This window comes from Alteromonas sp. CH_MED4-4 (genome assembly GCF_037029575.1).
In the GTDB taxonomy this organism is placed as follows: domain Bacteria; phylum Pseudomonadota; class Gammaproteobacteria; order Enterobacterales; family Alteromonadaceae; genus Alteromonas; species Alteromonas macleodii.
Genome location: NZ_JAYMEU010000028.1, coordinates 1 through 12,974 on the forward strand (window position 1 = coordinate 1; position 12,974 = coordinate 12,974).

The 12,974-nt window shown below is 45.1% G+C and carries 9 protein-coding genes; 5 read left to right on the plus strand and 4 right to left on the minus strand.

From position 1 onward, the window contains the following. Positions 1–100: 100 nt before the first annotated feature. From WA381_RS16480 to WA381_RS16495, 4 genes are all read right to left on the minus strand, one after another. Positions 101–967, minus strand: a complete 867-nt coding sequence (locus tag WA381_RS16480; protein WP_156086502.1) for a D-amino acid aminotransferase — start codon at positions 965–967, stop codon at positions 101–103. After that, on the minus strand, positions 964–1,911 hold the full coding sequence (locus WA381_RS16485; RefSeq protein ID WP_014979508.1) for a biotin-dependent carboxyltransferase family protein: 948 nt from the start codon (positions 1,909–1,911) through the stop codon (positions 964–966). The genes WA381_RS16480 and WA381_RS16485 overlap by 4 nt, the downstream gene beginning before the upstream one ends. After that, positions 1,908–2,648 (minus strand): 5-oxoprolinase subunit B family protein, encoded by a 741-nt coding sequence (locus WA381_RS16490; RefSeq protein ID WP_014979509.1) that lies wholly within the window; start codon positions 2,646–2,648, stop codon positions 1,908–1,910. Before WA381_RS16490 ends, WA381_RS16485 begins: the two co-directional genes overlap by 4 nt. A 135-nt stretch (positions 2,649–2,783) precedes the next feature. Continuing rightward, positions 2,784–3,521, minus strand: a complete 738-nt coding sequence (locus WA381_RS16495; RefSeq protein WP_156086503.1) for a 5-oxoprolinase subunit PxpA — start codon at positions 3,519–3,521, stop codon at positions 2,784–2,786. 65 nt (positions 3,522–3,586) lie between these two features. Here WA381_RS16495 and WA381_RS16500 point away from each other — a divergent pair, with 65 nt between their 5' ends. The 5 genes from WA381_RS16500 to WA381_RS16520 all read left to right on the plus strand — a co-directional run bounded on the left by WA381_RS16500 (position 3,587) and on the right by WA381_RS16520 (position 12,880). Then, positions 3,587–4,471: a CvfB family protein gene (locus WA381_RS16500; RefSeq protein ID WP_061485999.1), complete on the plus strand. Its 885-nt coding sequence runs from the start codon at positions 3,587–3,589 to the stop codon at positions 4,469–4,471. 84 nt (positions 4,472–4,555) lie between these two features. Then, a complete protein-coding gene (locus WA381_RS16505) occupies positions 4,556–4,948 on the plus strand; it encodes an OsmC family protein (RefSeq protein ID WP_156086504.1) in 393 nt (130 codons plus the stop codon). A gap of 213 nt (positions 4,949–5,161) precedes the next feature. Next, the gene (locus WA381_RS16510) at positions 5,162–6,295 is read left to right on the plus strand and encodes an efflux RND transporter periplasmic adaptor subunit (protein WP_156086505.1); all 1,134 of its coding nucleotides are present in this window, start codon (positions 5,162–5,164) and stop codon (positions 6,293–6,295) included. Between the two features lie 25 nt (positions 6,296–6,320). After that, complete coding sequence (locus tag WA381_RS16515) at positions 6,321–9,704, plus strand: efflux RND transporter permease subunit (RefSeq protein ID WP_156086506.1); 3,384 nt, start codon at positions 6,321–6,323, stop codon at positions 9,702–9,704. After that, entirely contained in the window at positions 9,701–12,880 is a 3,180-nt protein-coding gene (locus WA381_RS16520; RefSeq protein WP_156086507.1) for an efflux RND transporter permease subunit, read from the plus strand. Before WA381_RS16515 ends, WA381_RS16520 begins: the two co-directional genes overlap by 4 nt. Positions 12,881–12,974: the final 94 nt, after the last annotated feature.

Consider the following 12,974-nt stretch of genomic DNA (forward strand, 5'->3'; position numbering starts at 1 on the left):
GAGACTGATATCGGATTTTGAAGCCTTAAAAAGATCGGTCAACCGATCATGAAAATATTCTTAACTGATCGGCATTACGCTTAAAGCGGGCCTTTTTTCGTTACGCTTTAAACTTATATGCGTGGTAAGCCTTAATTGCTTTCTCCCACACGTCACCCACTTCCCCTGTGCCAATAGGTTTTCCGTCTACTTCGACTACCGGGGCAACTTCTTTGCTTGAAGAGGTTAACCATACTTCATCTGCCTCCAGCAACTCATCTTTGCTAAACCAAGTTTCTGTAACAACCAGGCCTGCCTGTTTAAATGCTTCAATTGCAATGGCGCGAGTAATACCGGGAAGAAGTTCATGGTTTAAGGGGGGCGTAGATATACATCCGTTTTTCACCATAAACACGTTGCATGAGCTTGCCTCGGTTATCATACCTTCGCTGTTGTACAAAATAGTTTCGTTAACGCCTGCGTCAACACCTGCTTGATAGTGCATTACATTGCCTAACAAGGATGTGGATTTGATATGGCAGCGTTGCCACCTTTTATCCTGTTGAAGCGCAACTTTGAAAGGCCTTGCTTCAGATTTTGCTGTAGGCTGTGGTGGCGCTATTTCAAAAGCAAACCCGAATACAGTGGGTGCTATATTCTTAGGGTATGCATGAAAACGTTTTGTATCGGTGCCACGACTTACGTGGAAATAAACACCAATGTTTCCGCTTTCTATAAACGCTTTGTTTTTTTCGACCAAGCTGAACAAAATGTCTTGCCATTCTTCTGCTGAATAAGGGTTAGCGATTTCAATAGCTTTAAGGCCTTGCGCCATACGCGAAGTGTGCCCCTTGAAGCCTACTGCGCTACCAGAATACGTTGGAATGACTTCATAAATACCATCACCAAAAAGGAAGCCTCTGTCCATCGGAGAAATTTTAGCCTCAGAAAGAGGCATATACTCACCGTTTAAAAACGCAATCGTCACAATATTTCTCCTTGTAGTCGGCGACGCCTACTTGTCATCAGTAGCCAGTCTGCCCTTGCTTCTTCTTCATGTTGAAAAACAAAATTCACTTTTTCGCCTGGCACGGCTTGGGCCAAGCGACTTATATCACAGGGGCTTACACAACCAAGTTTTGGATACCCCCCTAATGTTTGTCTGTCGCGCATCATTACAATAGGCTGCCCGTCACCGGGAACTTGAATTGCGCCTAAATGAATTGCCTCTGAGCGCATGTTTTCTATATCGGCTGTAACTGATTCACCGGTCAACCTAAAGCCCATGCGATCGATAGCTGATGAAACCGTATAGCTGCTTGTTTCAAACGTGCGTAAAGCAACAGCGCTAAAGCTCGAAAACTGATACCCGGGAATAACCCGAATAGACTCTAAAAAACCATAGTTGTCTATGTGCTGCCGTGAGAGAGTGCGCATTCTAGCGGTGCTTTTAATTCTGCTGTTAGCTGAAATGTCGATGCAATCGCCATCTTTTAACGCGCATCCCTTACCATCCAACCCACCAAGTTGTTCGCGTACTACAGTACATGCACTCCCTACCGCTTTTGGCACATGCCAATTTCCACCTATTGCCAAATAGGCTTTGCTACCAAGTAGAGCGCTGCCAAACGTAATAGTTGCTCCTGCTGGTACGTGTTGACTCTGGTATGTTGCTTTAGCGTTTCCATCTACATCGAGTGATGGTTCCCTGCCAGTCACAGCAATAATACAATCTTCATCAACCCGTAATCGCATTTCACCAATCGCTTCGAAGCATGGCGTACCGTCTAAATTGAAGGCTAGAAAATTTGCCCAATCATAGGCGTTACTATCCATAGGGCCTGATTCACAAAATCCATCCCGTTGCCGCCCTACTCGCCCGTTATCAATAATAAGGCTATACAGTCCCTTATTGAGTACTTCAATTTTCATCGTTCAACCTGCAATCCTGCTATATATTCCTGTTCAGTAACCGAAACGAACTTAACGACATCACCTGCTTTTAACCGCGCTTCACTTTGCTCTTCGCTGTGAATGAGCATGTCAAATGCCGTAAGTCCCAATAAGTTCCAGCCTCCTGGTGATTCACTGGGATAAACGGCAGTTTGCCTATCAGCGATTGCGACCGCACCTTTAGGTACCCGTTTGCGCGGTGTGCCTAGTCGTGCACATTTGAGCGCTTCCGGAGTATCGCCCATATAGGCAAAGCCCGGAGAAAACCCCACTGCGTATACTTTATAAGTAGTGCCCATGTGCAATTCGATAATTTCTTCAATGGACAGCGACGTTTTCTTACTCACTACGCTTAAATCACTTGCATTAGGCGCACCGTACCAAACAGGAATTTCAATCACGGCGCTACTTTCATTCTCTTTTGCTTGCAAAGAGAATGATTGCAGGCTCATGTCTTCAGCGCTTAGATTACTTATGGCACGGTACACACCGTGGCTATCAATTACTGCCATATCAAAAATAATCAACAGGCTGTCATAGGAAGGCACACACTCACGCAGCCAAGCCCACGAATCGCTTCCCTTTTTGCTATCTATCGCTGTCAGCATGTGATGACAGGCATTATTCGCGTCGTCCAGGTTTGCGCCATCAAAATACAAAATAATGGCGTCTGCACTTGCTGTAACTATTCGCTTAATGCGACCGAAAGCTTGCATCTACTGTCCTTGTTATTTAAACGGCTGTCATTGCTTGGTTCTGAGTACTTGGTTTTAGATATACCACTCTCAGCACAACAATGGGTAACAGCCTCTTGTATTGTTCTTGTAAAATGTGTTTTTTATGAGGCAGGTTTATAGAAATGTTCTGATTTTCTTTGCAATATTCACCGCCCCTTTAGTATCACCATGAACACACAGAGAATCCGCTTCTATTGCAAGTGTTGCTCCCGAGGCTGTCGTTACTGTTCCCGATGATATAAGTTGTTTAGCTTGAAGCAATGCGTCGCTCTCGCTTAACACGGCACCTTCGATCAAGCGAGATTGCAGTAAACCTTCATCGGTATAACGCCTGTCTGAAAACGCTTCAAAATACAACGGCAGCCCCCACTCTTGCGCAGCTTCTTTAAGCGCTGCATTTTGCGACGTAGCCTGTACCATTAGCGCGAGGGGCGAATCTAACGACTGCATATTTATTTCAGCTATGCTTTTCATCACTGTGCGCATGACAGCTGTATCTTTCATCATGTCGTTGTAAAGCGCACCATGGGGTTTCACATAGCTCACGTTGGCCCCACAAACCTTTGCCATTCCACTCAATGCACTCACTTGATATTGGATCATAGCGCTGAGTTCATCAGCGGCAATCGCCATACTTCTGCGACCAAATCCCTGTAAGTCTGGATAGGCTGGATGGGCACCTATGACAACATCATGTTGTTTGGCTAACCGAATAGCCTGCTTCATCACTAATGGGTCACCAGCGTGAAAACCACACGCAATGTTGGCCTGATCAATTTCTCCCATAATGGCCGATTCCACCGGCATTGACCACGCGCCAAAACTTTCACCTAAATCGCAATTTAACTTCATAATGGTTTAGCTCTTACGTTCATTCCAGTATCATGTTACCTGTTCTTTTTAAAAAGTCAGTGCTGATGATAAATATTGGAAAAATTAATACATTACGCGTGGTAGCCCAATACCCTTTTGGCTACGCTTTAGCGCCACTTGTCGAAAACAACGACGAAAACGACAGCGTAATAGAAATAGATGATGCTGAAGAGCTGCAAACTGTTACGCTTGCGATTGACGAAGTAGAAACTTCCCTCGCAGAAGGACAACAGATAGACGTATTTGTAGCCACAGATCAGCGCGGCGATCTCTATGCCACCATGAAGAAACCTTTGATTCAAGTTGGTGAAACTAAGGTACTTAAAGCGGTATCTGCCACTAACTTTGGTGCATTTTTCGACTGGGGTTTAGACAACGACCTTTTAATGCCCAACGACTACCAAGCCCAACCTGTCAATCCAGGTATGTACTATGTTGTTCACACCTTTTTTGATGATAAAACCCAGCGTATTTTAGGTGCTACCAAGCTTCACTATTTTCTAAAGGAAAGTAGTGCCTATCTCAACGAGGGCGACACAGTGCAATGCTTGGTTTATGCCAAAACTGATTTAGGTTTTAAGGTCGTTATCAATGAAAAAAGCTTAGGTCTTATTTTCCATAGCGATGCCTTTAAGCCACTTAAAGTCGGGCAAGCTACTGAAGGGGTAATTAAAACAATTCGTGACGATGGCAAGGTAGATGTAGCCCTTCAGCGCGTAGACAAAGGTGGCCGTGATGCACTTCAACAAGCCATTTTGGATGACTTAGAAGCCCACGGTGGCATTTCTACGCTAACAGATAAGAGTGCGCCAGAAGCCATTTACTCTCATTTTAACGTGAGTAAAGCGGCGTATAAAAAAGCGTTAGGGGCGTTATATAAGCAAAAGAAAATCACGCTTAGCCCAGATGCTGTTCGCCTTAACAAATAAACGCACATGTCACAGCTGCATTGAAGCGCTAAACTGGCCTGTCTTGCAGCTTCCTTTTTTATTTTTATGACATTAGGACAAACAATGAAAGCACGTGTTTCTTGGGATCAAGATTTAACTTTTACAGGAACTACAGACAGCGGTTACAAAATGGTGATGGACGGCAGCGGTAAGGCTGTATCTCCGATGGAATCAGTGCTGTTGGCAGTTGGTGCATGTTCAAGTATTGACGTGGTAGATATTCTTAAAAAAGGGCGCTTTAACATTGAAGCCTGTAACTGTGAATTAGAAGCTGAACGCGCTGAAGAGCCGCCTCGTGTATTTACTAAAATTCACGCGCATTACACAGTGTCAGGTGAAGGCATTAGTGAAAAGGCCCTTGCTCGCGCTGTGCAGCTTTCTGCAGAAAAATACTGTTCCGTCATGCTAATGCTAACGGGTAATGTTGAGATCACTACAAGCTATACTTTGGTTTAATAAACTATAGTAGAACCAGCCTCTTTTTAGCGATTCTCGCTAAGCATTAGTAGAAAAGGCCAACCACTTGGGTTGGCTTTTTCGTTGAAACTGTTTGTTACACTCATAAGTGATTGATATTATTAACAATTAACATTAGTTAACATCTTTGGCATATTAGCTGCTGTATATGGTCATTATTATATAACGACAACTACGTTAGGGTTATTGACCATGGAAACTACAACGCACAGCAACACCTCTTTGTCACCATCACATTCTTTATTACCGTTTTCGCCAACATCACTCAAATTACTTGTTGGAAGCGGTATTGTTGCCCTTACTCTCTCGATGACAGCATGTTCTGATGCTGATGCCATTAACGACCAAGCCAACGCCACCGAAGTTGAAGAAACCGTTTTTGCTATTCCCGTTGAAACCCAAACCATTGTTACTGGCGACATCACGTCCACTTACGATACAACCGCTATTTTAGAAGCCCGTGAAGAAGCATTTGTGGTTGCGCGAGCGTCTGGAATTATCGAAGAAATCTTCGTAGAAGAAGGTGATTATGTTGAAAAAGGCCAGGTACTGGCACAGCTTGATAAACGCCGCTACGAGCTGAACTTATCAAAAGCTTTGGCTGATTTAGCTGGTATTGAAAGCGAACTAGAAAAGGTCAACAAAGTCTATTCTAAAAAGCTTATCAGCGATGACACTTACGACAAGCTCACTTCGCAATTTGAATCAGCAAAAGCGTCTGTACGCTTGGCTGAACTTGATTTGAAAGAAGCCACTATCACAGCCCCAATTGATGGATACATTGCAGAAAGGAATGCCAAAGTAGGCAACCTGACTGAATCGTTCCAACGGGAGAGAATGTTCCATATCGTTCAGCAACGTAATCTTCAAGGCATTGTGTATCTGCCTGAAAATGAGCTACCTAACGTAGTGATTGGACAAGGTGCAATGCTTACCGTGGCGGCTTTAGGCGACAGAAGTATCACCGCGAGTGTTGAACGTATAAGCCCGGTCATCGATGCGACCACCGGCACGTTCAAAGTAACGTTAAAAGTACCTAACGAAGATAACAAACTAAAAGCCGGCATGTTTACCGATGTATCACTTGAATATGCTACCCATGCAAACGCTACATTATTACCCCGCAGAGCGCTGGTTACCATCGATAACAACCACAGCGTGTTCGTTGTCGATAATGGCAAAGTTAAAAAAGTTGATATTTCTACTGGCTTTGAAAACAACGAAGTAATCGAAGTTACCAATGGTTTAAGCGGCAATGAAGAAGTGGTTACCGCAGGCCACCAAAATTTGAAAGACAGCGCCCCTGTTGAAGTAGTAAACAGCTAATTCGGCCCAACAAGGAATTCACACAATGCGTATTGTAGATATTGCTGTAAAGCGCCCTGTTGCCGTTAGTATGTTCACTTTTGCGGTATTGCTCTTTGGTATGGTGTCGTTAGGCAGACTGTCGGTTAACCTACTGCCTGACTTATCTTACCCTACTCTCACTATTCGCACCGACTACGACGGTGCAGCGCCAGGCGAAGTCGAACAACTGGTTTCAAAACCCATTGAAGAAGCCATTGGTGTAGTGAAAGGTGTACGTAAGGTCACGTCAACATCGCGTGCAGGCCAGTCTGACGTAGTGCTTTCATTTGCATGGGGTACTGACATGGATTTCGCGAGCTTAGAAGTGCGCGAGAAACTTGATGTATTACAACTTCCCCTTGATATAGAAAAACCAAGACTCCTTCGTTTTAACCCAAGTTTAGACCCGGTAATTAAACTGGGGCTGACGGCACAAAGCGATACGTCAAGTTTAAGCGTAGCGCAAATGAAGCGATTACGTTTATATGCCGAACAGCAGGTAAAACGAGCTTTAGAGTCGGTAGAAGGTGTGGCAGCCGTGCGCGTTGGCGGTGGTTTAGAAAACGAGATACACATTCTTATCGACCAGCAGAAAGCCAGTCAGCTGTCGATTCCCATTACCCGACTTATTGACCGGGTCAGTGCCGAAAACATTAACGCGGCCGGCGGTCGAATTGATAACGCAGCCCAGGCGTTTTTGGTCAGAACCCTGAATCAGTTTGAAACACTTAGCGATATCGAAAACCTTTTCATTGGGCGTTTTGAAGGCAGAAACATTCAACTTAAAGACGTGGCAACGGTTGAGAGTGCTTATAAAGATCGTGATGTGGTAACGCGCTTTAACGGCAATGAAGGCATTGAAATTGCCATTTATAAAGAAGGCGATGCTAATGCGGTTAACGTAGCGCAAAAAGTGGCTAGCCGGTTAAATGAGGTCAACAACAACTTGCCTTCAAACTACACGCTTAGCGAAATTTATGACCAAAGCGTGTTCATTAAGCAAGCTATAGATAACGTAAAATCAGCGGCAGTGATGGGCGGTATTTTAGCCATGTTAGTGCTGTATCTTTTTCTTAAAGACTTCTGGGCTACCGTTATTATCTCAGTTTCTATTCCGGTATCAGTAATTGCTACCTTTAATCTAATGTATGCCAACGATATAAGCTTAAACATGATGAGCTTAGGTGGTATCGCGCTGGCTGTTGGATTATTAGTAGATAACAGCATTGTTGTGCTTGAAAATATCGATCGCCATAAGAAGTTAAAAATGGCTGGAAGTGATAACGCTACAGCTAATGAAAAAACGACGGCAGAAGCCACAGACACTGATGCATCTGCCGCCAGCGAAGGAACAAAAGAAGTCTCTGGCGCAATTGTGGCTTCGACGCTGACCACTATGGCCGTGTTTGTGCCACTGATATTTGTAGAAGGTATTGCAGGTCAGCTGTTTAAAGATCAAGCGTTAACCGTGTCGTTCGCTTTAGCTGCATCGCTTGTTGTTGCGCTCACACTTATCCCTGCGATGGCACATAAGAAGAAAAAGCAACAGCTAGACCACGAAGATGTGTTTACTACACCAGCGCCTACCCCTCCTACGTCAACATTGGGCAAAGTTATGTATTACGTTACCCTGCCAGTTCGTTGGGTATTCAGACTTATCTTTGTATTTTTACCTGCAGCCTTGGTTACCTTGGTGATAGGCGCATGGCATATCGTCAGCAAATTATTAAGCGTTGCGTTTAAACCACTTATCTGGGTATTTAACAAAGGGTTTGACCTTCTCGCTTCTGCTTATGAAAAACTGCTGCGCGTAAGTCTTAGAGCCAAAGCGCTGGTGTTAGCTACTGCCTTTATTCTTGCTGCTGGCGCGATAATGCTTGTACCAAAACTAGGTATGGAACTTATTCCTACCCTGTCACAAGGAGAATTTTCGGTAGAAGTGACCCTTCCTGCGGGCTCGCCACTAGCGCGTACCGACGCTATTATCAGCGAGCTTGCTGCGGTTGCAGTAAATAACAATGATGGCGGCGAAACCAAGGTGCTTCGCACCTATGCCATGTCTGGTACGGGAAGCCTTATAAGCGCTGCGCCTAATCAGGGTGGCGATCATTGGGGTCGCTTAAACATTGTCATGCAGCCTTCGGCGACAGCTGGCGATATGGACGCGGTAAAGCGTGCGCTTCGTGATTACCTAGCCTTTAAACCTCAGGTTCAGGCAACGTTTTCAGAGCCTGAGCTATTTAGCTTTGCATCGCCTATTCAAATTGAAATTGCGGGTTACGACCTAAATCAGTTACAGCAGTATGGCGACGCCATTGCGACCAAGCTAGCCAGTTTTAGTAATTTTGCAGACGTAACGACCAGCATTCGTGACGGAAACCCAGAGCTTAAAATAGCCTTCCATCACGCCAAACTTGCTCGCCTTGAGCTTGATGCATCAACCGTTTCTCAGCTTATTGCAGCCAAAGTAGGTGGTCGTGTCGCTACACAGTACAGTGTTGAAGACAGAAAGGTGGATGTGCTAGTAAGAACGCAAGAAAACCAGCGAGATGACATCGCCAGCGTGCGTGCCATTGTTGTTAATCCAGGCTCTGCACAACCTATTCCATTAAGTGCCGTGGCAGACGTTTACATGAGTGTAGGTCCTAGCGAGATCACCCGCGTTGGACAGCAGCGTGTAGCGCTGGTATCTGCGAATTTAGCTAAGGGTAAGCTTGATGAAGCAGTTGCCGTTGCCAATAAAGTCATTGATGAAACCCAACTTCCTCTATCTTTAAGTGCAACAGTAACTGGACAAAGTGAAGACATGCAAAGCAGCTTCCGTTCGCTACAGTTTGCCCTAGCACTTGCGGTGTTCATGGTGTATTTGGTTATGGCGTCACAGTTCGAGTCGCTGCTGCACCCTCTGCTTATTTTGTTCGCAGTGCCGCTAGCCGGTGCAGGTTCCGTGTATGGATTGTGGCTTACCAATACGCCGCTAAACGTGGTGGTATTTATCGGTTTGATTATGCTGTGCGGTATTGTAGTGAACAACGCTATTGTATTAGTTGACCGTATAAATCAGTTACGCCGTCAAGGAGTAGATAAAGACACCGCTATTCTAGATGCTGCAAAGACCCGCCTGCGCCCCATTGTGATGACTACACTTACTACGGTGTTGGGTCTATTGCCTATGGCGTTTGGTTTTGGTGAAGGTGCTGAAATTCGCACGCCAATGGCCATCACTGTTATTTACGGCCTTCTGTTTGCAAGCTTGCTCACCCTCATTTTACTGCCAGTGCTTTACAGCCTGTTCGACGTGAAGAAAAACGTTGCGCAGAAAACGTCTGTTAACACTAATGCGGGCTTTGGTGGCGAAGGAGCAATGTCGAAAGGAGGTGTACTATGAGTACACCTTCTCACAACGCTAATAACAGTTCTGAAACCCACACTGACAAGCGCCAAACACGTGACCCGAATCAACGCGAGACAGACATAGCTTCACAGCCGCACCTTTCAAAAATTGCAGGTATAGGCGCCTCGCTTGCACGCTTTGCGTTAAATAAGCCCGTTACCATCGGAATGCTGTTTTTGTCTATGTTGCTGTTCGGCATTGTATCTGGCCGCTTATTACCCTTGGAAAAGTTCCCTGGGATTGATATTCCAGAAATGGTAGTGCAAATCCCCTACCCTGATGCAACGCCAGTTGAGATTGAAACCATGATCACCCGCCCGGTTGAAGAGGCCGTTGCTACCATGTCGGGGATAAAGCGATTAAGGGCACGGTCGTACGACAATATGGCTGAGGTCATTGTAGAGTTCGATTGGGATGAAAACCTTAAAGCCAAAAGTATTGAAGCGCGGGAGAAGATTGACGCTATTCGCCACGAACTTCCTGACGATATAGAGCGGATCATGGTGTATAAATTTAACACCAACGATATGCCTATATTCCAGCTGCGTGTATCGAGCGACCGCGACTTATCAAATGCTTACGACTTGCTTGAACGTAACCTTAAGCGACCGCTAGAGCGTGTTCCGGGTGTATCGAAAGTTGAGCTATACGGCACCATGAAGCGTCAAATTACTATTCGCTTAGATCCTAAGAAAATGGCGGCCTACCAAATAGACGGTACACGCTTAGAGCAGCAGCTTCAAAACGCCAACTTCTCGCTAACCGCGGGCTATATGTACAATAACGGTGAAAAAATTCTGGTTAACCCAACTGGCGAATTTACCGATGTAAACGACTTTAAAAATATGTGGGTTACCCGCAGCGTTCGCTTGTCTGATATTGCCAGCGTGACTTACGAGCTTCCTCAACGCAATGAAGGACGTCATTTAGATCGCACCTTTGCGGTAGGCTTTAACGTATTTCGCGAATCGGGCAGCAATCTTGTAGAAGTTTCCGACGCGGTAATGAAGGTTATCGAAAAAGCCAAGGAAGACCCTGAGTTTACAGGCATTAGTTTATTTGTAATGGACGACACCGCGAAAAGCGTGACTTCGTCGCTGAGCGATTTGCTAAACGCAGGCCTTTTAGGTGCGTTACTTTCAGTTATTGTGCTGTACTTATTTTTGCGCCAGCTTACCACCACCTTAATCGTCGTGCTTTCAGTGCCATTCTCAATTTGTATTACCTTAGGTGTGATGTATCTATTAGGTTATACACTCAACATCTTATCGTTAATGGGCCTCATGCTAGCGGTAGGTATGCTGGTAGACAACGCCGTGGTGATCACTGAAAGCGTATTTCAAGAACGCCAACAAGAGGGAGACATTAAGCGAGCCACCCAGATTGGTGTAAACAAAGTCAGTCTTGCGGTCATTGCCGGAACAGCAACCACGGCAATAGTGTTTTTACCTAATATTATTGGGGTAAAAATAGACGTGACTATTTTCTTAGAGCACGTTGCTGTGGCTATCTGTATATCTCTGTTCGCGTCGCTTTTCATTGCTAAAACACTTATTCCCTTGCTGACAACTAAGGTAAAGATCCCTGTTGTAGAAACGCCTCAAACACCGTCCTACATAAAAGGCTATGGTCGTGCGCTTAACTGGATGTTGAAACACCAGGGTGTAACTTGTGTTATTTCTCTGCTTATTCTCGCGTCGACCTTTGTGCCTATGCAGGTGGTAACGTCTGACGATGAGGGTAACGACAACCAAGAGCGCATTTGGCTTAATTACCATGTGACACAAAACTTCACCTTAGATGAAGTGGAAAAAACCGTAAATAAAATGGAAGCATATCTTTATGAAAACCAAGAACGCTTTCATATTAAGCAGGTGTATACCTATTTTACTGCCGGCCATGCAGTAAGCGGTATCACGCTTAATGACGAGTTGCCCGTAAGTGTGGGTAAAATTAAGGAGGATATTCGCGAAAACATGCCTTCATTCGTGCGTGCTCGCCCCTCTTTCCAGTGGGATAGCGGCAACGGTGGTGGCGTAAGAGTAACGCTGTTGGGGGAATCTTCAGAAACCTTGCTCACTATTTCAGAGCAAATCATTCCTATTCTTTCCACCATAGATGGGTTGGAAGATGTAAAAGCCGACACGGGATCTACCCGCGATGAGGTTCAAATACGCATAGACAGAGAGAAAGCAAACCGCTTCGGCATACAAGTAAACGATGTCGCAAAACTTATCTCTACGGCACTACGCGGAAGTAATTTACGTACATTCCGCTATGGTGACGCCGGAGAAGTGGCGGTGCAGCTTAAGTTTGGCAGCGATATTCAAGCCTCGCTAAGCGAACTTAAGAACATCAATATTGGGTTTACGCAGGGTCAATCGGTAACGCTGAACATGATTGCAGATTTCTCTGTGGTGCCACAGCTTTCGCAAATTAACCGCAACTATCGTCAAACCGCGCTAGCTATTGGTGCAAACTTAGAGGGTGAAACCACCACCGAACAAGCTCGTGAGCGCATAGAAAAAGCATTAGCTAATATCGAATTGCCGACAGGCTATAAGTGGACGCTAGACGGCAGCTTCTCTCGCCAGGATGAAGCCAATGCCGTAATGCAAATGAATATGCTATTAGCGCTTTGCATGATATACGTTGTGATGGCCGCGCTGTTTGAATCGCTAATTCTTCCAACATCTGTAATTACGTCACTACTGTTTTCCTTCACAGGTGTTTTTTGGGCATTCATGGTTACAGGCACATCTATGTCTATCATGGGGATGATTGGCATGCTGATTCTGATGGGTATTGTGGTTAACAATGGCATCGTATTGGTAGACAGAATTAATCAGCTAATTAATGAAGGCTTGTCGCTGTATGACGCAGTAATTGAAGGATGTATGACACGTATCAGGCCTATTCTGATGACAGTAGCCACTACAGTTCTAGGGCTTATTCCACTTGCGATGGGGAGTACTCGAATTGGTGGCGACGGTCCTCCCTACTCACCAATGGCCATTGCAATCATTGGTGGGCTAGTATTCTCAACGCTAACCAGCTTGTTCTTAGTACCACTTGCTTACGTGTTGCTACTAAAGCTTAGGTTTAAAACGCAACGTTTGTTTAAAACCAGTAAAGCGCGTGTAGCCACGTATATTAAAATCGCTAATTAAGGCGCATTTTAAAGCAAAAAGTAAGACAAAAAGCGGGTCTAGTTTTCACCATTTACGTCAACGTGATTGACGATGAGTGCAAGCTAGCCCGCTT